Source organism: Breznakia sp. PFB1-19 (genome assembly GCF_029893935.1).
GTDB classification, from domain to species: Bacteria; Bacillota_I; Bacilli_A; order Erysipelotrichales; family Erysipelotrichaceae; genus Breznakia; species Breznakia blatticola.
This window is the reverse complement of sequence record NZ_JARXXJ010000027.1, coordinates 1-23201: the sequence shown is the minus strand read 5'-3', so window position 1 is coordinate 23201 and position 23201 is coordinate 1. Positions and strand designations below refer to the sequence as shown.

Sequence of the window (23201 nt, the reverse complement as noted above, 5' to 3'; positions counted from 1 at the left end):
AATGAATACTTATTTTTTCTTCCCATAATAAAACCCCCTTAGGTTAAAAGTGCTTTATTTATTTGCACTGTCTACCTAAGGGGGATAATATCATAGTGATAGTGTCTAACATGTGAAGTCTAGGTAAATCTATTTTTTAAGTGATTTTCTTTTTCTAAGAATTACGATTGCACCTAATGAAACCATTAAGCAAGCAATCCATGTTATTGCACTTGTTGTATCACCAGACTGTACATTATTTGTTGGTGAAGTTTGATTGTTTGCTTTGTTTGTAGTATTTGTAGTGTTTTTGTCATTATTATTGTTTTGAGGAGTGTCAATTGAAGGGTTTTGTTTAACTTCCCAAACTGCAAATAATTTTACATCACTATCTTTATTCCATACATCAAATGCTTGTTCATCTTTGTAAAGTACATCGCTATCTTTAGAAGTTGCCCAACCTTTAAATACATATCCTGCTTTTTCATATGTATTTTTAGCAAGTACAGCTTTGTTGTCAAATGTTACCGTTCCTTGATCCATGCTTCCAGTAGTTGCACCATTTCCATCATACGTAATTGTGTATGTGTTAGCATTCCAAATCGCATACAAGTCTAAATGATTCGTTAAGAGATATGCATCGATTGCATGTTCGTCAGTATATTCAACATCTCCATCTTTTGATGTTGCCCATCCCATAAATGTGTATCCTTTACGTTCATGTGTATTCTTTGCTAGAGTGATTGGTTGGTTATATGTTGCAACATCACTTGTCATAGAACCTTTTGTCGCTCCATTTCCATGATATGCTACATTGTAATCACATACACTCCATACTGCATATAATTCTAATCCAGTTTCTTGGTTCCATGCATCTAGTACTTCTTCATTTGTATATTCCACTTTACCATTAGGAGTTAAAGCCCAGCCTTCAAATGTATGACCAGTCTTTTCATATGCATTTTTAGCAAGTTGATTTTTTTCATCAAAGGTAAGTGTTCCTTGATCCATTGTTCCACTTGTTTCACCATTTCCATGGTATGTAATTGCGTATGTATTTGGACTCCATACTGCATATATTTTTAAACCAAACTCACGGTCCCATTTTGTAAATGTGTATCCATCTGCATATACAACATCACCATCTGCTGATGTTGCCCATCCTTTAAATGAGTATCCTGTACGTGTATATGCATTTGGTGTTAATGTAACACTTTGATCAAACACTGCTGGATCACTTGTCATGTTTCCGCTTGTTGCACCATTTCCATCATACGTAACTGTAACTGTCTTAGCACTCCATACTGGATATAAATCCAAACCATTTAATTCGTTGTATGGTAAGAACTTATACACATCACAATATACAACTTGTCCATTTTCTTGATCTGACCAACCTTTAAAATCGTATCCGAATTTTTCATATTGATTTGCTGCTAGAGTGAAATTGTCATCGTATGTTACAGTATCAGCATCCATACTTCCAGAAGTAGCTCCTGTATCATGATATGTGATTGTGTATTCATTTGCTTCCCAAACCGCATATAAATCTAACCCTTTATCTTGATTCCATGGATCAAATACTTGTCCATCTGTATATTCAACTTGACCATCTGTTTTTGTTGACCATCCTTTAAATGTATATCCATCTCTTTCAAATGCATTTTTAGAAAGTGCAAGCTTTTGTCCATAATTAGCAACACCATTCGTCATGGTTCCTGCTGTTGAACCATTTCCATTGTATGTAATTGCATAGTCTGCAATTTTCCATACTGGATATAAATCCAAGTCATTTTCTAAATTAAATGCAGTAAATTGATGTTCATCAGTATAATCAACTGTTTGACCTCCAGGTGTCGTTGTCCATCCTTTAAATTCATATCCAGTTTTTGTATATGAATTTGTTGCTAAACTGTATGGTTTTCCGTATATAGCTTCTCCATTTAACATACCGCCACCAGTTGCATCGTTATTATTGTAAATTATATTAACCACTTTAGTAACAAGGTAATCGTTGTTATCATTAAAACTTGCATCCCAAATATAACCAGTATCAATTGGATCACTTGGCCATCTGAACGAAGATTGAACATCTACTTGCCCGACAACCGTTTTTTGAAATGCTTCATTTTTGATTGTTCCTTCATACTTTAAAACTACATTTGAATTTGGTGCTACTGGTCCGATATTCAGACCATAAGTTTTATCATCAAATTTCACTTGATAGTTTTTGTTTTCTTGACCATCAATAAAAACTTTTACTGTGTTTTGATCTAAGATAAAGTTTGGATCTTTATAGATGGTTAGATATGTAATTTCGGACTTCCAGTTACCAGTATTTGATATGTTTAGTTGATATTCAACTGTATCTCCAATTAATGTATCTTCAGCACGATTTGACTCAAGTACTCCTTCAAATACTGGACTTGTAATAGTCGGACTTTGTACACTTAATTCCTTAATACCTGATCCATTTGGTGCAATTGCAGTTACTTCTAATTGATCTCCAACTCTTCCTTCTTTTGGAATTACCATTGAAATTCTAATATAATTCTTACTTCGCATAGCAATTTTCTTTGGACTATAGTAAATAGTATGACTTTTAATATTATAGTAATATTCATCATCAGTACCAAAAGATGTATCTATTACAGCTCCTTCATATTTTGCTTCTGCTGGCAAACGGATCTCTACAGTATCCAATTCTTTTGGAATTAGTGAATAACTCCCATTAAGCACTTCATAGTACACATCAAAGTAATCTCCTGGACGAACCTGTTCTCGTTCAACGACCAATCGTGTAAGTAAACTATTGTTATTACCTGCTTCATCTGTAGCAGCTAAACTGTCTACTTGATATACTCCAAACACAACAGTTAGAGTAATCGCAATTGTTAAAACTTTTTTAATAATTTTATTCATACCTTTCTCTCCTTTCATTGTTAACACACATAGAATGTACATTTAAAATTATAAACAATATATATTCTCTACCCTCCTTTTCTTAACTACCTAAATTATATCTTTCATTTATTTTAAATAAGGAAATCGACTAGGTTTATATAGCATTAAATTTTGGGTGTAATGCAGAAAAGGATAGGGTTTTTAGGTATAAGGATTACAAAAAAAGAAGCAAAACCCTATACCAGGATAGGTTTGCTTCCTAAAAATAAAATTATGAATCAAGTAGATGTTCTTCTTTCGCCTTAAGTACTGCATCCATTGCATTATCAACGCATAATTTTTTATATGCTGCACTTAAATGATATTTTACCGTGTAAATCGTAAGTCCTGTGATATTTGCAATCTCTGCATTACGATATCCTTCACTTAATAATTGCAACATATGTTTTTGTTGCTTCGATAGTTTCAATTTTGGAGGACGAATATAATGTGTAACCCCACAATGCTTACTTACTTTTTCGTGCGTGGCAAGTATGACTTTGTGTAGAAAGTTCACATCTAATTCTTTATGATTCTTACTATTTTCAATTACAACTGACAAACGTTTCAATACAGGAAGTATTGCAGCCCCTTCATCAGCAATTACTCGAATAAACTCATACTGTTGTGCAAACAATATAACTTCTTCAATTGTTTCTAAAGCCTTTTTTCTTTGTCGAAGTGCGTACTCTACTGATGCACGCAACACCTTAGTTTCTGCAATATCTAACGGTCGATTAAACTGTGTTGCTAGTGATTCAAGTTTTTTAATAAACTGCAATGCTTGTTCACTTTGTCCAAGTACAATATGTGCTCGAACTGTCGTGAAATATTGGTAAATCTTATAAAGATATAATTCATCGTCAACAATGTAATATTTATCTAACCAACTTCTTGCTATTTCTTGATTTGCATCTTGTAGTTTAATTCGCGTTTTAAATGCTTCAAAATTCAGAAAAAACTGAGGATTATTGTCTTGAATGATAAATGATTGAAGATCTTTTATACTTTGATTTAAATTATCTTGATCATCTATCGCAGCATAATTATTTGCCTTAGTCATCAACAAACAAAAACCTTGTTCTCCACTTTGTTCACCCTTATTTGATGAAAGTGTTTTTTGAATTAGAGCAAGAGATTCATCAGTTTTATTTCTTTCAAACAAAAAGTCAGCTTGTAATGCATATAAGATATTTCTAACAAACGAGCCAAATAGTGGCGTAATAAACGTGAAAATCACTTGTAATGTTTTACCATTTGCTAATTCACTATAATCTCTAGCTGAGCGATAGAAATAAGGCAATTGCATGGTAATTGTATTCCATTGTAAATTTTTCTTAAAGCTAATCTTCGCAATATGTTTTACCATTTGCTTCAAAATTGAATATACACTTTTTCGATAGTCAATCAGCGTCATAAATAATACATCAGATTCAAATTGCTCATGTTCCTTTGCGATACGTGGTAAGTGTTTATCAATCATATCTAAGCACCATTCACACGTACTACTATCACCAACAATTAAGCTATACCCAGCATACTGTGAATATAGATATGGATGATCATCCAGTACATCATGTAACGAATCATCATCAAGCATGCTGCGATATACATTCACAAAATTTTCAACCGATAAAATGTGACTTTCTGTTGATTCTTCTTGATCTATTGCATAATTTGTTTTATCGATTGTTTCTTTATCCTTACTTTTAATCGCATACTTTCTTGCTAGAAAAATACGATTTCGCTTTAAATAATGTAAGGCTACCAATTTATACAAGTCTTCATTTTTTATGTGACTATCTTTCTTTCTCATATCTGCTAAAAATGCAAGAAACAAAGAATGATAACTATAACTTTCTTTTCCTGTTTTATTCACAAAGAAATTACTCATACATAATATATCCAAGACTTCTTGACTATCTTCCCTGTTTGAAAGCAAATTTGCCATTTCTACAGTTATATCATCAACAATTGAAGTCTGTAGTAGAAATTCTTGTACTTCTATATCAAGTTTATCCCAAAGTTGCGTTTTAATGTAATTTGAAAAAACCAATCCACCATCTGTAGAATTCAACTTCGTGAGTCCACTCATTGCTAGTGCATTAATTCCAATTGCCCAACCTTGCGTAATTTGTTTAATTTCTTTAGCATCATCAAGTGTAATTTTATTCCCATATGAAATAAAATGTTGATGGATTTCTGACTCAGAAAATGCAAAATCTTTTTCAATCAGTAAGACTAAAGATTCTTTTTCGAACTTATCAATATACGTGTGATTTGCTTCATTATTTGTAATTACAATAATTGTGAAACACTTTGGTAAGCGTTTTTTCACCATTAAAAACGATTTAAGAATTTCTTTGTTTGAAACAAGTTGTGCGCGATCCAAAACAATCACATATGATGTACCATTTGGAATAAAAGATGTAATCAACTCAATACTGTGCTCAACTGGAAGTGTATTAAATGTAGGACTTGCTAAAATCTTTGCCATAGCCTCATTATCTGACTGAAATGCATATATCCCCATACATAACAAACGATAAAACGCAGTTAATGTATTATCGTATTCATCTAAATCAATCCACACATATGGATACTTACTATATTCTAACCATTGGATAACTGTTGTTGTTTTTCCAAACCCTGATGGTGCGGCAATATAGATAATATCCTTTTCCATTCCCTTTGTAAGTGTATTTAGTAAAGTATATCTGTATGTATAATTCCCATGTAGTTTTGGCGCACTAAATTTATCACTTAATGCTTGTGCATAGTTCATGTACATTTCCCCCTTTACATATTTATTGTATATGGATAAAACTAGAAATACAATAATTTATAAAATACAAAACAATCCATTTGCTTTTATCTTATGTATGCACGCAGTCAAAATAAAAAGACAGCGTCTAGTTGCGATACACTTAGACTATCTGTCGTATCATTCTTTAAAATATTCACCTGAAGTATAAAATTTCAATTAAAACGGTAAATCATCTTCATCTATATCAAATGGGTAAAATTCTTCGATACCAAATTCAAAGTTACAATCATCATCGTCAAGATCGTCATAATCATCACAAAACACATCCTCTTTGAATTCATTCTCAATTTCAGTAGCTAACCCTATAAAATCAACTTTTGGATGTACTTTATGAAAAACCGCTGCAATATGCGGACAATCACCATATCCATAGTTAAATCCACAGTTACAATAATAACTTTGAATACGATTTCCATTCATGACAACTGTTACTAAGTATTTTGGTTTCTTAGCTCGATGTTTACTTCTTGGAACTTTATAAATATAGGTATTATCATTGTTTTCATGCAACCGTACTTTATGATTATTTACATACGCTTTTGTTGCCTTTATCCCGTTCTCAATGAAAGCCATCGCTAATCTACTAAAGTATTCTTCATCACTTAATTTTTCATCAATCTTATGAATATACCTTTTCTTTCTTCTTCTGCCCATTTTCTATACCTTACCACAGCATTTTTTGTATTTTTTTCCACTTCCACAAGGACAAGGTGCATTCCGTCTTATGTTTGGATCAAATACTGGCTTAATTTTATAATTCTTTGTGTAGACATTATCATAATACTCCATGATTTGATCTGGAGTATCATATGATTCTTCTGTATCAATAGCAAGTATCTTTTTTGTATATTTATCAAGCACTTTTGTATGATCTTCCCGCAGTTCTTGTTCCAAAGATACGCATAGGTGATAGTAGTTTGGATAGTTCTTTTTCACATAAGTTAATTCATCAAGTATTTCAGGATATCGTTTTGCTGCAAAATAACTAAAGAGATAGGTTTGATGTTGCAAGTCTATATATTGCTCCTTCTCCAAAATATCTAATGATAGTGCAGCTACAGGATTGTGTAAATTAAATTCTCTAAACGAAGAAAAAGCTCCAAGTAAATGTTTAATGAATTCACTTACATTTTCATCTTCTGTACATTCATAAGATTCATAACTTGAATATCCTGACTCAACTGCACGTGCAAACTCATTTTCTTGAATAAAATTCATTTCGTTTATTGTATCAAGTAGGCGTTTGAAATGTTCCCGATGTATCTTATTTTTTTGATAAGATGAGAATATAACTATGCTATAAGCAACAGCTTCTTGCTCTTGCTCAGTACCCTCTAGTTCTTTTACGAATTCGATGTAATTATCTACACTTTTTTCAACGGCATCCATCTTCATCTTTAACTCCAACTGAATTAAGGCATTAAATGTGTGAATTAAATCAGTCGAAGTATGTTCAATTCCCTCTTGGCACATATTTAAAATCATCTTACAATATTTTCTTGCTTCTTGATTTTTATTGAAATACATTAGTGTATTCATATATGCGTAGTATAATTCGTAACGATAGTTTTCAAATGGAACATATTGTTTTAAGAACTCATATGCCTTTTTATAGTCATCCAAGGCAATGTAAGACTGTGCCTTCAGTATGACTAGCATTTCATCAAGTTCGTCATCTTTATAGCATTTACTAATTAAAGATACAGTTCTCTCATTCTCTCCACGCATTGCATATTGCAAACCTAACACAGTAACAATTTCATATGAATAAACATCTGTTTTTGTTATTTCTTCAAGCAGTTCAATTGTATCATCTGAAATATCAAATGCATCCAATTCATCAAAATCTCCCATTCTATCTAATTGTTCAGATGTCAAATTCTTCAGTCTTTTTGCATCAATGATTTCTTTTTCTTTTTCACTAATTATTCGCATTTTGATTATCCTCTCTTTATCTTGTTTTCATATTCATTCTAATTTCTTATCTTAGATATATTTGCTACAATCTCATTTTAACTATATTTTACCACAACACATTTTGATATTATCCCCCTTTGTTAGTTTGTTGTCTAACTTTGGGGGTTCACATCAGAACATCTTTCCAAAACTTTTTGAAAAAATATACATACTAAAAAAACCTGAAATTTTCTTTCAGGTTAATTATCGTTTATTATTTTGTCTTTGTAACTATGTTTCGAAAATCAAACTAACGTATTGCTTCGTATGTAAACACAGCTTTGTCACATCGTAAATAACTTTCTGTGTATTCTACTATGTGTCCTTCACTATCCTGACCAATATACTCAAAATAGTAAAGTGGATCATTTATTTTAATTCCCATTTGTTTAGCTAGTTTCTCATCGGCTTCAATGATAATAAGCCGTTGTTTAAACTTTTGTGGGAATCTTCCTTTTCTTGCCATATAGTCATACACTGATACATCTTCAAAATTGTAATCATCTACATCTTCAAAGTATTTAAATGGCATATAACAATATTCCATGGCAAATGGTGCATCATTGGCACAACGAAGACGGTGAATTAAATATACATCTTCATATTTTGCTAGTTCCATTTTAGAACCTAAATAATTAAAAGCTTTTAACATTCCTTTTTCAAGAACGATATCTCTTGTTTGTGCTCCTTGTTCGCGAAGTAATGCACTAATACCATATGCATCTTCTCCACCAAGAATTAGACGTTGTGAGTTCTTTCTTTGCACAAATGTACCTTTTCCATGAATACGAAATAAGTATCCTTCTTCTACCAAAGATTCAATGGCCTTTTTTACCGTCATTCGATTTACTTGATACATTTCAGCAAGCTTTCTTTCACTAGGAATCGCTTCTCCAGGTAAGTATTCTTGATTATTAATTTTCTTAATAATCGCATCCTTGATTTGGATATAAATCGGCATCCGATAATCCATACTAATTTCTTCCTTTCTTTGGTAACAAATCATTATTTACAAACACAAAACGGTCCATAAGCATATACGCTTCAATGTACTCAATTGGTTCTTTTTCTTTTGACATAACGAGTCCTTGTTGTTTTACAAGTTTTTGTCCTACTGGTATAGATAGAGCTTTTGCAGTATATTCATCACTTTCTACGACAATAATTTCTTGTTCTGAAAATGCGATATTGTTTAAATAATCATCTTCCAATACATCATATAAAGAATTATTCTCTAAATCTTTTTTATCTAGATCTGGTGCTACATCATATGGAACAGCAGAAGCTTCCAATGAGATTTTTTCATCATCAACATAGCGAATTCTCTCAATTGCATAGTATTTTGTTCCTATTGGTAGTTTAAGTTTAATTGATAGTTCCTTACCTACTTCTTTGCGTGAAATGGAAAGCAACTTCAATCGCTGTTTCTTACCCATTTCTGCAACTGTTTGCGATGTTGAAGAAATGCGGTATACATTCTTTTCAATACGTCTAGGCGCAACAAAATACCCACTTCTTTCTTTAGCGCAAATCCAACCTTCTTGAAGTAGCAGTTTTAATCCCGTTCGAACGGTTCCTCGTTGAACTTCAAACTTCTCTGCTAACTCTCTTTCACTTGGAAGTTTCTCACCCTCTAGAAGTGGAGTGTTTTCAATCATATATTTGATTTCATTGCAGACAATAATGTCTAATGTTAATAATTTCATGGTACAACCTCTTTACGGTTTCATTATACCACATGAATTCAAAAAGCAAATGATAACAAATTAATTTTATCTAAATTACGATATGTAACGATATAAGAAAAAGCAAAGAAAGAATTTCCCTCTTCGCTATGTATCTAATACTTTTCCATTACGATATATTCAGTTCGTTTATATCCCAACTTTTCATAGAAAGCTAACGCTTTTTCATTGCGTGGGTTTACTTCTAAAGTGAATGTATAATCATCAATATCATAGTTTGCTTCTAACCATTGAAAGAACTTTCTTCCACAGTTTTGACCACGCATTTGTGGGCAAATATAGAGTTCATCTATTAAGATGGTAATACTTTCATTTCCATTACTCCAAAAGAACCCTAAAAGTGCATAACCGACAATTTGTTGATCCATTTCTAGAATAAGTCCTCTTACGTACGGAGAGTTTTTCATCACCATTTTAAAGGTTGCTTCATACTGTTCAATTGAACCTTCTTCCAATGTTGCAAACCCACTATAAAAGTCTTTTGACATCTCGTAATATATTTCTTTATCTTGTTGTGTAAAATCACGTATATTCATCGTTTTTCTCCTTTCTTCATGATGTATATAGAAGAAACGCTAACGATGAAACTCGTCATTGGCATGTAGAATCAGTCGACTATGCTCATCCACAGTTTCCCTCCTCTTTTAAGGTGATGTTTTTTACCCAATTTTCTTTATGATAAAAATGAGTTGCAATAAATACCTTGAGTATATTGACACCTTCGACACATGCGAATACCCAGATTAAATCCAAGTGCAAGACACGTGTTGTTAGTATACTAAGTAATGTTGGACCAAAGACAATAAATAAGCCATCTATCGCAAGAACTGAGTTTGTATCTCCTCCTGCCCGTAAGATATAATAGCAAGTTTCTGCATACCCTTGTGTCCACATGACCATTGCTTTAATGATAAGTAAAATAATTGCCATTTTCGTATTCTGTGTTCCTAAAGAGAACGCTTTTGGAATAATTGGAGTTAGTGCAAGTACAAGTACACTACCAACAACGTAAATAGCTAGCCCAATCTTAATTAAACGCATGGAATCTTTTCTTGCTTGATCCATTTCATTGGCACCTAAATCATTGCCGACAATTGCTCCAGTTGCTGCTGCACATCCAGCAAAAGCTACATAAACCAGACTCGATACATTGTCCACTACTGTAAGTGCTGGTATAAAAGCTTCGTTTACATAGCAGTAATTCATAAATACAACACTTAAACCAACGGACCAGATAATTTCATTGAAAATTAAGGGAATGGTATTTTTAATAATATTGTATTTTGATTCACTTTGCATTTTGCCAACCGATTTACCTAAGTGTAAAGTTGCATTTCTTTGGAATAATAAGATTACTAAAAATCCTAACTCTAAGAATCGTGAAATCATCGTTGCTAGTGCTGCACCTTGTACACCTAATGGCGCAAAACCAAAATGTCCAAAGATTAATACATAGTTAAGTACAACATTACTTACAAAGGCAATTGCTCCACTTACCATTGGAATTTTCGGTAAACCAATTACACGATATGCAACTGCAATCATCATAGTCAATGCAAAAGGTATATACGAATATCTAACAACTTCCAAATACTCCAATGCAAGTTGGATTGTACTTTGCTTACTTACAAAGATCGTAATTACACTTTCAGGAAAGATACATAAATAGATCGTTGATATACACCCTACCCAAAAACATGCACGCAAACCAAAACGGAATGTTTGATGATATGCATTATGATTTTTTGCCCCAAAATATTGTGCAATATAAATACCAACACCATTAGCTAGACCAAAGACAGCTAGATTAAAAATAAAGAAAAACTTATTGGCGACCGTTACTGCACTTATCGCCTCTTCACTAATTCCACCAATCATAACAGTATCTGCAATACTTAGTAAATTGACTAACAGTTGTTGAATAACCACAGGTAAAGCTAAATATAAGACCCGTTTTAAAAACGGTTTACTGATTTTTGTGTGTCTCATTTTATATGTAGACATGCATTCCTCCTTTCAAAAAACCGGCATGCTCATGCATGCCAGTTTTGATTATTTTTCGCCCTCAATGATAGCGATGGCAGCACTTGCGCCTAAGGCATTTGCTCCAGCTTCTACAAAAGATTTTGCATCTTGGTATGTTCTAATACCACCGGCTGCTTTAATCTGTATTTGATTGTCTAAGGTCTTTCTCATCAACTTCACATCTTCAAGTGTTGCACCACCAAAACTGCGTCCTGTCGAAGTCTTTAAAAAGACAGGTTTTGCAATATTGGCTAATTGGCAAACTTTTTCTTTGGAAGTTTCATCCAACTTACACATTTCAACAATTGCTTTATCCACAATGTTGTGTTGTTTACAGAAATAAGCAACTTGAACCAATTCATCAAGAATGGCATCAAAATTACGATTCTCAATGTTTTCTTGGTTTAATACATAATCAATTTCTTTATATCCTAAAGTAGCGTACCGTTTGAATTCGTTTAACTTTTCATCTAGGGGCATCTTTCCTTCAGGAAAATCAATTGCACCAGCAATGATAATATCGCTATCTTGTAAAAACGCTCTTGTTTGTTCTAATTGGTCTTCTTCGGCAAAGATACAACGAACATTGTACGTTTTTGCTTTTTCTAAATACGTTTGATACGTATCGTTTGGATCTTGTATATAATCGATATACTTGTTAATCATGATTTTAAGCAGCCATGATGCCGAAGTATGCCATTACAATTCCAAATACAACAGTTAATAAGATAAGTTTTACTGGTCCTACTTTTTTACCTAGTGCCCAGTAATATGTCCATGTGACTCCTAGACCAACAAGTCCAGGCATGATTCCATCTAAAATTTCTTGTAAGGTTTGTGCAGTTTCTCCACTTCCAATTTTCAAAGATACTTCTGCCCAGAACATATCACAAGTCATCGAACCAATAACCATGATTCCAAGAATACCTGCAGCATGCATAAGTTTATCCATAGTTCCATTTGCTTGCGCTTTTTGTAGGTATGTAAATCCTAAGTCATATCCTAAATGTGCACCAAATACACGAACTAAGAATGCAGGAATGTTATAAATTAAGAAGTATAGAATTGGTCCAAGAATATTTCCTTGTTGTGCTAATGAAAGTCCGACTCCAAGAGCAATAACACGAATACATCCTAAGAAAATAGAATCTCCAATTCCTGAAAGTGGTCCCATTAGTGCAGCCTTAACTCCACTAATTGCACTACCATCGATCAACCCTTTATTACGTTCTTCTTCCATTGATAATACAATCCCACCGACAAATGGTGCAAGTTGAGGTGTAATGTTGAAGAATTCCATATGACGTGTTAATGCTTCTGCATATCCCTCTGGATTGTCTTTATAAATTTTCTTTAGTTGTTTATCAATCATCAATAAGAATGCCATGTGCATTTGACGTGGATAGTTCCAAGAGTACTCCATTCCAAGTGCTCCAGTGTTGAAACACATTCTTGTCAGTTCTTTTTTTGTGATTAATGGTTGGTTTTCTACTGTATTTTGATTAGAAGTCGTCATCATCCATGTCCTCCTCTTGTACGCCATCTGCTGTGGCAAATTTCTTACTGCTATCTAAGAAGCCAAATTTTTCAATTACGATAATCACACCAATAATTGCTACTCCAAGTACTGGCATTCCTAAAAATGCTGTTAATGTATATCCTAAGAAATAGAATGGTACAAGTTTTTTATTTAAGATCATACGCATTAACATCGCAAATCCTAGTGTTGGTAACATACCAGCAGCAATTGCCATTCCGTTGATTGCAACTTCAGGAATTGATCCAATAACTGCTTGTACAGCATCTACTCCAAAATAGAATGATAAAGAAACAAGTAAGAATTTTTCAATGACTCCAAAGACACCCATTAACCAGTGAACTTTTGTAATTTTCTTCGAATCACCTTTGGTCGCAGCATCATCTGCTATTTTTAGAAATGCAGGTGTTAAAGCTGCAATAAAGTTACTAATTGATAAAGCAATTAATGCAATTGGCATTGCAAGAGTGATTGCTGTTTCTACTCCTGCCCCAGTTGTAATTGCAAATGCAGTACCTAGGATTCCACCAACGACTACATCTGGTGGTATGTAAGCACCAACGGAAATTGCACCCATAAAGATTAATTCAAGACTTGCTCCTACAGTGATACCCATTTCGAAGTCCCCTAAAATTAATCCTACAATTGGACCAGTCGTAATTGGTCTAAATGTATATAATGTCCCAAATTGGTAATCCAGCACTCCCCATACAGCAACTAGACCCAATAAAATTGATTCTAATAACATTGTCTTCCCTCCTGTCTATAGTTATAGTACGTTTTTGACAAGTATTTTTTTATCATCGACTAATGGACGGATTTCAACTTCCAATCCTTTATCGATAAATGATCGTAATATTTCTTCTTCTTTAGGTGTTACAAAGATTTGTTTACTTAACGCTCTTGTCTCACCCTCTTCTTTTGTGTTTCCTAGATTGATACTTTGAATGGATGGACATCCATTGACCAATTCTTGCGCTTCCGCAATGCTTTGCACAACAATAATTAATTTATATTTATCTGTTACTCCACTATTGATTGCCTCAATAGAATTTTTCATATCCTTAATTACCAATTTACAACCTGAAGGTTTTCCAAGTTTTAAAGTGGTTTTCCATACATCGTCATTAACCACAGAGTCGCTAGCAACCAAAATACAGTCGGCTCCTACTCCATTTGTCCAAGAAAATGCCACTTGTCCATGTAATAATCTGTGATCTACCCTTACTAGTTTAATCATTATATTTTCCTCCTTTAAAACTCATCATCGTCATTCACATCTTCAAATAATTTGTTACAAAACTTTGGTGCAGTATCTACACTGCTTGTAATTTGATCAAGTGTTGTTGCGATATCTACACTTGGATCTGCTAGAAATATTTGCATTAATAATGGTAAATTCATACCGGTTACTAAGTAGTAGTTTTCTTTTCCTACACACTTCATAAATTCATTGTTTACACTTCCACCAAACACATCGGTTAGTGCAATGATTTCTGCATCATCCGAAATGCTATCAAAAGCATCCTTTACCTGTTTTTCAATGTTTGTGTCTTCTACATATCCATTAATAATGGTTACGTTTTCTTGCTCACCAATTATGATTTTGATACTCTCATAAATCCCTTTGGCAAATGTTCCATGTGATGCTATTATGTAATGTCTCATGTTCTTACTCCTTACTACATACTTGATATTGATTCATTGTTTTTTGATCTGCTTCAAATGGCTTTTCAAAGTAGATATTGTTAACACTTTCTAATGAAAGTAATCCCTCATATCCATATTTTTGTAGGGTTTCTAAATCCGCTTTCATATCCCTCGTGCCATCTGACCATGCTAAGTGACCAACTGGTTTTCCATCAACGAAGTGTACATGTGCAATTTTCTTACCAAATGCTTTGAAATAATCATCTAGTGTTTCATTTGCACCTGCCATCGCTCCAAAATCGATACAAACATATAAATTGTCATGATCGACTGCTTGTAAATAGGATTGTAAAGATGAAATGGAATTCACAAGTCTTGATTCATCTTTTTGTAATGCTTCAATAGCTAAACGAATGTGTTTACTTTCTGCATAGGCTACTAGTTTTCTCATCATTTGTACACTTCGTTTAAACGCTTCATTTACATCTTCATCAAGAAATGCCCAACCACTAGTCACAAGAACTAACTTGGCATCAATTTGACTTGCTACATCAATTGCATGTTTGAAATAGGCTTCCACTCGTTTGATGGCTTGTGGATCTTTGGCTGCCATATTATTTGGTTTTGGATTGGTTTGTTCTGGACAAATCACTTCGATTTTCACTCCGTATGCTTTCTCCAATCGTTTGAGTTTATTTACATCCTCATACCCTTGATAATCCATAAAATAATGATGGGGTCCTGTCCATATTTCTGCTTTTTTAAATCCTATAGATGAAACCTTTTCAAAGAAGGTCTCCAGTTGATAGAATCGATAATGTCCATTCATTGCACACAATTCATTCATTTGCTTTACTCCTTTTTACATAAGACTTGCAATCAGTTGATATGCTTCAAACAAATCTTCTACAAGATAATCTGCTTTTTGCTGGTCGATGTGATAGCGATGATCTTTTATCGCTATCACTTTCATACCAGCTTGCTTTGCAGCTTCAATTCCATCCTTAGAATCTTCAATCACGATTGCATGATCTGCACTTACACCAAGTGTGTTCAATGTATAGACGTAGATTTCAGGATCCGGCTTCGAGTTAGTAAACATACGTCCACTAACGATGGAATCAAAGTATGTTTCAATACCGTTTTCTTTACAAACATGTTCGATGATATCTGGATCATTCGAACTTGCAACGGCAAGTTTTACATTTTGTTTTTTTAATTCCTTCAATAAGAATTTTAGGTAAGGTTGTAAGAAATCAGTAACATCGAAAGGTTCTCCTTGATAGGTTTGCCGATAATACGCATCCATTTCCAGTGCATTTTTATCTAAATGCAACCATGAAGCAAGATAGTTCCATGTCACTTCATGACTCGTACCGATAATTTTTCTAAGTTCTTGCATAGGTACTTGTACTCCATGTTGTTGTGCAAAGCAATAAAACTCATATAAATTAAAGGGTTCTGAATCAATAATGACACCATCCATGTCGAAGATTACTGCTTCTATATTCATCTTAGTATTCGAATTGACGGTAGTAACGTCTGTAGTTCAAGTTATGTTTTGTGTATGTTTCATAGTGAGCTGCTAAACGTTCTGTTAAGACTGATGTTGCAATCATAGGTGAAACAATCACTCTAAATTCATCATCAATTCCATCAAGTGCATATTCTTGTGTATCAAATACAACAAGTTTGTCTGTAAAACGTTGACAGAATCTTTCTACACGAGTGTCTAGTTGACGACATTCATCTTCACCTTTTACTAAGAATACTGGAACTCCTGGTTCTACTAATTCAAGTGTACCATGGAAGAATTCAGGAGATGTAACAGATTTTGTACGTACCCATTGCATTTCTTCTAAGATACACATTGAGAATAAGTATGTTTCACCCCAAGTTGCTCCTGAACCTACCCAAATGTTGTATGGTTCGTTGTAGTATTTCTTAGCGATTTCTTCTGCTTTAGGGTCGAATTGTTCGCGAATTGCAACTAGGTTTTTGAAGATTCCTTTCATTTGATCAGCAAATAGTTCGTATTTTGGGAAGTAACCCATTTTATTTAAAATACGCAATGCCAATAAGTCAAATAACAAGTAACTGTATTCACACATACCTGTTGTTACATCTGCTTGGATAATTTTTGTAGAAACTTTTCCTAGTGGACTTTCATGTTTCGTGAATGAAACCACTTCGATTCCTTCCGCTTTAATCCAAGTTGCTGCTTCAACGATTTCTTTTGTATCCCCTGAAGCACTTGCTGTAATAACAACAGAATCTTTCGTAAGTTTCTTTGGACGTAATACATTGATTTCAGCTGCTTCAACTAAATACACATCTAAATCTGAATATTTATCCATGAAGTATTTCACTGGAGCAAACTCAGCATACGTACCACCAATTCCTAGAAAGAAGATATTTTTGAATCCTTTTTCAACGATCTCATCTGCAACTTTTTCAACTGCACCACGTTGTGCATAAATTGCATCACCTTCTTTAAGATATTTATCTACATCAAATTTTGCTAATGTTACTTTTTCTTTTTCCATTTTGTCCTCCTCAATCAATAATGAAACATAAAGCGTATCTTATCAGAAACCTCTGGGCCCTCTTGTGGTTTCTTTGCTAATCCACTTTACATTTTCAATATACCAGTACATATTTACTTTTGCAAGCGCTTTCTTTAGATTTTTGTTCACACAAAGAAAAAAGGAAATCCAAAAATATAAGATTTCCTTTTATTTATCGTATGTTTTACAATTTCAATTTTTTTCTATTTTGTCTTACTTTTTACCACTTTATTAAAGTCTTTCATCAAAATATAGTCTTCCCACTGGTTTTTATCGGTTGTAATCTGGTATGCCAAAACCTGAAAAAATACTACATGGATAAGTGGTGATAATGTTGGTAGTACATCAAGGTCATAATGATAGACAGTATCTCCCTCCATATCTCTTGATACTAAAAAGCTATGATCTGTAATACAGGTAGTTGCACGCCAAATATCTTGTACTCGTTTTGAACAAGCATCATGAGTATCTATACAGATTACAGTATATGATGGATCTAATTGTAAATTAGGTCCATGGATATACTCCTCTATTTCATAGGCAAAAGCAGGTATCTTAACTGTTTCACTAATTTTTAAAGCACCTTCACATGCAACACCTATATTTGGACCAACTGCGCAAATAAAGAGCTTTGACATCGATAATAACGCTTTTTGATGTCTTTTATAAAAATCGACAGCCCGTGTAATCAGTTGAGGGTATGCATCATAAATACATGATAATTGTGCATGAAAACCATCTACATCTTTTGTGCTTATATACTCTAGTTGATATGAGGCATGTATAGCAAATAAACATAAGTACAATGCAAGTGTACTTACTCCCTTAGTAACATACCCTACACGTTCTTTACCTACGCCATAGTCAATTACGACATCAGCTGATGCAACATCACTATGTATATCTCCAGTTAAGACAATTGCTTTACGATTTAACTTTTGAATTTTCTTTATTGCATCAATAGTATTGGTACTCAATCCACTTTGACTAATAGTAAATACAAATGTTTTATCGTCTACATATTTCGTATAGTGTGTAAACGTATAGGGACTGATCACTTCTACATCACAGTATAACGTATCTTGCATAAAGTATTTTGCGCAAAGTGCAGCATTGGCACTCGACCCACTAGCAACAATCAGTATCTTTTCATACTCCCATTCTAGAAAACATTCCATTAGTGGCTGTATCAGTATTTTTGCATGCTGTAAATTAGATTTACACACTGCTTCTGTCTCGATTATATAATCCATCATTGTCTCTTTCATTGTACAATCCCCTTTCGTGGTTTTTATGGTAATCCACTTTGATTTATTTATATACCAGTGATATTTCAATGTCAATAGTTGAAAAAACATTTGATTTCACTTGCACATTACAAAAGTATTGGTATAATCAAAATTGAAAGTGGTTGTTTATACAATACACTTCATAGGAGCGTTCCTGATAAACATCGATAAACCATATTACTTTTAAGGGGAATAAGTAATACATTTCAATGTGAAAGGAATGAAGAGAAATGAAGAAATTATTACTCATTACAAGCTTACTATTCGCAAGCTTTTTCATGCACGCGCATAACGATACACTTTATGCAAACACAACTACTGTCAGTTTTGATGTAGTAGGTGAAGTATTCGATTACGGTGCACAAATCAATCAAGTAAAAATTCACTATGATGATCCTGTTCAAACAGATGCAATCACAAACGATACATATCAAGTAACTACAGATTACACCCTTGAAGGTGTTGAAGTAGAAAACGGTGAAAGAGTCATCGAGCAAATTGAATTTGAAAATGAAAATAAGACAATTATCTTACACCTATCTTATGGTGTAGACGTTGGTCTTGCCTATGTATTATATTGGGATGATGATGCATTTTTAAATCATCCATTAACGGTTCAATATCAACTAATATCAAAAGCGATTCCATTAGCAGATGGAAGTGAACTACAACCAACTTACAATCAAGGTAACGTTAGTTTTGGTTCAGTTGATGCTTTTACTAGTGGTGAAAGTAGTAGTGGTATCCACTATCGTGATTATAAGCCTAAAGATGACGGTAACAAGCATCCATTAATTATCTGGTTCCATGGTGCTGGTGAAGGTGGAGACAACAACATTACACAAATATTAGGTAATAAAGGTGCATCTGCATTTGTTAGCGATGAAGCATAAACTGTATTTGATATTCCATTTGTTCTTGCACCTCAAAGTTCAACCTTTTGGATGCCTGAATTAACCTTATGGGATGAATTAACGCTAACTGGTGAAGATCAAACCGAAGCAGTTGTCGACATGATCAAAGAATACATCGAACAAAACCCTAACATTGATACAGATCGTGTGTATATCGGTGGAGGTTCAATGGGCGGTTACCAAGTATGGGAAACACTATTTGCTGCTCCAGAATTGTTTACAGCTGCCTTCCCTATTTGCCAAGCTTATGAAGTACCACAGGATAAACTTGAAACTGTTAAAGACATCCCTATTTGGATGGCACATACAAAAACGGATGCCACCATTCCAGTAAGTTATTCTCAAGATGCATATACGAATGCGAAGGCTCTTGGTCTAAATATTACATACACAGAATTTGAAAGCGTTGAAGTTGACGGAGTTGAACTCGAAACACATGCAGCATGGGTATATCTACTAAACAACAACGCAACTAACGAAGAAGGTGAACAGTTCTTTGACTGGCTTGCAGCACAAGAGAAAGTAGATGCAATCATCGATGATGATTCTTCAAACAACGATACTCTATTTGTTGGTGCTATTGTTGGTGTAACTGTATTGGCACTAGCATTTAGTTACTTACGTTCAAAGAAGCAAAATTAACATAAAATGACAGCCGTTTCATTACAGCTGTCATTTTAACTTTTATAAAGCACATACAAAACAACCTTATAAATTTGTCTCATAAAAAAATTACTTTGCTTTATCTAAACTATTGAAAATATTACCTTGTTTACCATCTAATCTTGTATGATTATCTGCAGCCAATTGACTTGCAGAGAGTAAGTTTGCACCTGTTCCTCTAATATGATCAAGTTGTCCCTACGTCAAAATAACAACTATTGGTAAATTCGTGAATTATTTTACATAGTTTTTTAAACTTCCAATACCCGAACCAGTATCCAGTAATGCAGCTTGTGTCTCACCTAAAGCAAGATAACAAGCAACATCACAAGAATCAACAATTCAAATGAGACGTTCGCTGACTATTTCATGTCTAAATTGTTCCATTATTTCACTAATCTTTCATCTAACTTAATGAACCACATAGTAATAAATCCAGAAAGAACAGCTACAACAAGTGATATTGCTAGTAACGTATAATTTGAATTTGGACCTCCCAAGAACACAGCTAATCCATAAATTCCATTACTTAGACTAAGTACATATGCTTTTAGTCCTATGACTCCAGCAACAAAGCAAGAAATAAATCCAGAAATCATACCTGCAATTAAAGGTGTTTGATATGGCAAGAAAAGTCCAAATAACATTGGTTCTCCAACTCCACCTAGTAGCCATGTAACCAGATATCCGAATGTTAATGTTTTCTTCTCTTTACTCTTGAATTTTACCAAACACGCTAAAACAACTCCACCAGCTGCCAACTTGAAATAATCATCGCTGGTAAAATGAAACCATCATAGCCAAGCATTGGAAACGAAACAAACAAGAATGCAAATAGTACTTGGTGCATCCCTGCCATAACTAGTAATGAGAAAGTCACTCCAACAAGTACAACAGCTAATGGTCCTGCAACTTCGTGTAATGAAATCATCGCCTCGTATACATAGCTTCCTAAGAATGACGCTAAAGGACCAAGCACACAAAGTGCAAGTGGTAACATCACAAGTAATGCACCAAACGGTACTAAGAAAACTTTTAGATATCTGGCGTTACTTTTTTTAAGAATACTTCTACATATGACATTATCCAAACTACTAAGATAATTGGAAGTACGGTTCCAGAATGGATTTGTACTGAACTAGGAATTCCATATACATCAAATGGAACGCCTTCAACAGCCATTTGAATTAAGGCGGGGTGCACCATAATTGCTCCAAGGAATAACGCCATAGTTGGTGATGTGTTAAATTGTTTTGCTGCTGTATATCCTACAAAAACTGGAAAGAAATAGAATCCAGCATCTCCCACAAAACTAAATAACGTATAAATTGTACCCATTTCCGATACCTAACCAAGTAATTGAGGGCCAAGAATAGCAACAATTGTCTTACACATCCCTACACAAATTAAAATTGGAATGATTGCGGCTTAGCCATTTTTATGCTTTTTATTTCTAAAGTCAAGTTATTTGTAAATAGATTAATTATTAAGTTAGGTATCATCCAGTTATATCTTGTACATTATCACAATTTGATTGACTATCAACGTCTATTTCAACTTCATTAATCATAATAGCATGGTCTGGTATATGCTTTGGGCTAACTATTGGTACTAAATCTATATATGACCTCGTACTCTCCCTGTCATCATTTGAATTTAAGAAATCCCAGTTATAACTACTTTTATCATTGATAGGTGTTATAAATTTGCTATGTAATAACCAATCAATGGATTTTTTATTCTTGGATATTGTGACATAACTATAGCCATTTTTTGGTTTGAATGCACTTATTTCTTTTTCACCCAAAAATTCAACTAGTTCTTGCCATGCGCTTCCTTTCACTTTATTTTCTTCTAGATTTAAATCTCCTCCAATGATTAAGTTTGGAGCGTATCCATAACATTCATTATATTTATGCAAAAAATTGTTTAGCAACTCGACTATTTGATTAACTCTCGTAGTTCTACACTTTCTCATTTTTCCATCTTCAATGTAACTATACTGCACACGAATCCCACAAAATGCAATTGGAATTTCTTCATTTTTAAGTTGTGTCTCAACAAATAAATAGTTTGGCTCTTTAACTTTATCATGAAAAGATTTCTCAAAATCATAGGAAAATATTGATATTGATTTTTCATTAAAGCTACTTTTTTTAAACCCGATACAAATTCCATATCGAAGCCTAAATTCCACTTCATTTTTATCAGCATCATCGTTTTTAATAATTTGTCCTGGATTTTGAACTGCTATATACTCAGGGAGTAGTTTTTTTATTATTTGCTCATTTTTTTCTCCATCCTTTTTATTAAAAGCATCATTATATTCAACTAAAATAAATACATCAGGTTTATGTTTAATTATCTGTTTAATAATTAATCCAGCATCATTATCATTTTTATCGTCATTATATTTCGGATAATTAACTTCATTAATCCCAAAATTTCGGGACTGTATATTTGCCCCATGCATATTGATATTCCATGTCATTATTTTCAATCTCATTATATTCCCCATTTACATATTTAATTTCAAGTGTAAAGTAAAGCATTCATATTAAGCTATTAATCTTTTAAACTACCTATTTAATTATAATCATTAATAAACCCTCTATATGATTTGCTAGATTTTTTGCACTTATTTTATATTTGACTTCTGTATCTTTTGCATCAACATTTGATTTAATCAATATCCTTAAATCCTCATCAAAGACATCAATTAAAGTTTTATGGCGAATCTGATTATGATAATACTCTGCAACAATATAATTTTCGTCTGTATATACTCTTGGATAATTGTAATCTATACTTGAAGTGTATGGATTAAATAAATCGTTACTCTTTTTTTCATAAACCTCTGTTGAAACGTTGAAAAAAGTAGAATCAAAATATAATTCAAGTTTAACATCTTCTAAAAACTCTATACCATCATTATGGATTTTACAATTAAATTTGGTAGAATTTTCTTCATATAAATAATAACAATCATCAATATAATAAGCATCTTTTAAGACGGTGTAAAAATTTTTGTGTAAAGTATCCTCCCTTGGTAGAATGAAAATAACTACCAAAGGAGGATTTTTAATATGAGTAAGAAAGATATCAT

At 33.3% G+C, this 23201-nt stretch carries 24 protein-coding genes; 2 read left to right on the top strand and 22 right to left on the bottom strand.

The features are described from left to right. Positions 1-129 precede the first annotated feature (129 nt). The 17 genes from M2098_RS10275 to M2098_RS10195 all read right to left on the bottom strand — a co-directional run bounded on the left by M2098_RS10275 (position 130) and on the right by M2098_RS10195 (position 18497). Entirely contained in the window at positions 130-2901 is a 2772-nt protein-coding gene (locus M2098_RS10275) for an InlB B-repeat-containing protein (RefSeq protein WP_280684163.1), read from the bottom strand. Positions 2902-3154: 253 nt separating this feature from the next. Beyond that, positions 3155-5707: a LuxR C-terminal-related transcriptional regulator gene (locus tag M2098_RS10270; protein WP_280684165.1), complete on the bottom strand. Its 2553-nt coding sequence runs from the start codon at positions 5705-5707 to the stop codon at positions 3155-3157. Between the two features lie 198 nt (positions 5708-5905). After that, entirely contained in the window at positions 5906-6403 is a 498-nt protein-coding gene (locus M2098_RS10265; RefSeq protein WP_280684167.1) for an SWIM zinc finger family protein, read from the bottom strand. 3 nt (positions 6404-6406) lie between these two features. Next, positions 6407-7684 (bottom strand): SEC-C metal-binding domain-containing protein, encoded by a 1278-nt coding sequence (locus M2098_RS10260; RefSeq protein ID WP_280684169.1) that lies wholly within the window; start codon positions 7682-7684, stop codon positions 6407-6409. 271 nt (positions 7685-7955) lie between these two features. Beyond that, entirely contained in the window at positions 7956-8678 is a 723-nt protein-coding gene (locus M2098_RS10255) for a GntR family transcriptional regulator (protein WP_280684171.1), read from the bottom strand. Position 8679: 1 nt separating this feature from the next. Beyond that, positions 8680-9411 carry a GntR family transcriptional regulator gene (locus tag M2098_RS10250; RefSeq protein ID WP_134169915.1) on the bottom strand — a complete coding sequence of 244 codons (732 nt, stop codon included), beginning with the start codon at positions 9409-9411 and terminating at the stop codon, positions 8680-8682. Between the two features lie 134 nt (positions 9412-9545). Further along, a complete protein-coding gene (locus tag M2098_RS10245; protein ID WP_134169917.1) occupies positions 9546-9986 on the bottom strand; it encodes a GNAT family N-acetyltransferase in 441 nt (146 codons plus the stop codon). An 85-nt stretch (positions 9987-10071) separates the two neighbouring features. Beyond that, positions 10072-11454: an MATE family efflux transporter gene (locus M2098_RS10240; protein ID WP_280684173.1), complete on the bottom strand. Its 1383-nt coding sequence runs from the start codon at positions 11452-11454 to the stop codon at positions 10072-10074. A gap of 48 nt (positions 11455-11502) precedes the next feature. After that, positions 11503-12141: a deoxyribose-phosphate aldolase gene (gene deoC, locus M2098_RS10235; RefSeq protein WP_280684174.1), complete on the bottom strand. Its 639-nt coding sequence runs from the start codon at positions 12139-12141 to the stop codon at positions 11503-11505. A gap of 4 nt (positions 12142-12145) precedes the next feature. Next, positions 12146-12991 (bottom strand): PTS system mannose/fructose/sorbose family transporter subunit IID, encoded by an 846-nt coding sequence (locus tag M2098_RS10230; protein ID WP_208318308.1) that lies wholly within the window; start codon positions 12989-12991, stop codon positions 12146-12148. Next, entirely contained in the window at positions 12978-13760 is a 783-nt protein-coding gene (locus tag M2098_RS10225) for a PTS sugar transporter subunit IIC (protein ID WP_280684175.1), read from the bottom strand. The genes M2098_RS10230 and M2098_RS10225 overlap by 14 nt, the downstream gene beginning before the upstream one ends. A gap of 21 nt (positions 13761-13781) precedes the next feature. After that, positions 13782-14252 carry a PTS sugar transporter subunit IIB gene (locus M2098_RS10220; protein WP_280684176.1) on the bottom strand — a complete coding sequence of 157 codons (471 nt, stop codon included), beginning with the start codon at positions 14250-14252 and terminating at the stop codon, positions 13782-13784. 14 nt (positions 14253-14266) lie between these two features. Next, positions 14267-14680, bottom strand: a complete 414-nt coding sequence (locus M2098_RS10215; protein ID WP_280684177.1) for a PTS fructose transporter subunit IIA — start codon at positions 14678-14680, stop codon at positions 14267-14269. A gap of 4 nt (positions 14681-14684) precedes the next feature. Then, positions 14685-15509, bottom strand: coding sequence for a sugar phosphate isomerase/epimerase family protein (locus tag M2098_RS10210; RefSeq protein ID WP_280684178.1), 825 nt, complete (start codon positions 15507-15509; stop codon positions 14685-14687). A gap of 15 nt (positions 15510-15524) precedes the next feature. Continuing rightward, positions 15525-16175: an HAD family phosphatase gene (locus tag M2098_RS10205; protein WP_280684179.1), complete on the bottom strand. Its 651-nt coding sequence runs from the start codon at positions 16173-16175 to the stop codon at positions 15525-15527. A 1-nt stretch (position 16176) separates the two neighbouring features. Continuing rightward, positions 16177-17208, bottom strand: coding sequence for an SIS domain-containing protein (locus M2098_RS10200; protein ID WP_280684180.1), 1032 nt, complete (start codon positions 17206-17208; stop codon positions 16177-16179). Positions 17209-17432: 224 nt separating this feature from the next. After that, entirely contained in the window at positions 17433-18497 is a 1065-nt protein-coding gene (locus M2098_RS10195) for an SIS domain-containing protein (protein ID WP_280684181.1), read from the bottom strand. 251 nt (positions 18498-18748) lie between these two features. On the opposite strand from M2098_RS10195, the gene M2098_RS10190 reads away from it, so the two are divergent. Beyond that, the gene (locus M2098_RS10190) at positions 18749-19411 is read left to right on the top strand and encodes a hypothetical protein (protein WP_280684182.1); all 663 of its coding nucleotides are present in this window, start codon (positions 18749-18751) and stop codon (positions 19409-19411) included. A 51-nt stretch (positions 19412-19462) separates the two neighbouring features. After that, positions 19463-20074 carry a prolyl oligopeptidase family serine peptidase gene (locus M2098_RS10185; protein ID WP_280684183.1) on the top strand — a complete coding sequence of 204 codons (612 nt, stop codon included), beginning with the start codon at positions 19463-19465 and terminating at the stop codon, positions 20072-20074. Between the two features lie 407 nt (positions 20075-20481). Here the strand turns inward: M2098_RS10185 and M2098_RS10180 are convergent, their stop codons facing one another. The 5 genes from M2098_RS10180 to M2098_RS10160 all read right to left on the bottom strand — a co-directional run. Beyond that, on the bottom strand, positions 20482-20826 hold the full coding sequence (locus M2098_RS10180) for a hypothetical protein (protein ID WP_280684185.1): 345 nt from the start codon (positions 20824-20826) through the stop codon (positions 20482-20484). Positions 20827-20831: 5 nt separating this feature from the next. After that, positions 20832-21026: a hypothetical protein gene (locus M2098_RS10175; RefSeq protein ID WP_280684186.1), complete on the bottom strand. Its 195-nt coding sequence runs from the start codon at positions 21024-21026 to the stop codon at positions 20832-20834. Positions 21027-21130: 104 nt separating this feature from the next. Beyond that, entirely contained in the window at positions 21131-21433 is a 303-nt protein-coding gene (locus tag M2098_RS10170; RefSeq protein ID WP_280684188.1) for a PTS transporter subunit EIIC, read from the bottom strand. A gap of 160 nt (positions 21434-21593) precedes the next feature. Further along, complete coding sequence (locus tag M2098_RS10165; RefSeq protein WP_280684190.1) at positions 21594-22601, bottom strand: hypothetical protein; 1008 nt, start codon at positions 22599-22601, stop codon at positions 21594-21596. 76 nt (positions 22602-22677) lie between these two features. Then, positions 22678-23201, bottom strand: a 524-nt coding sequence (locus tag M2098_RS10160) for a hypothetical protein (protein WP_280684192.1), incomplete at its 5' end; no start/stop codon positions are given.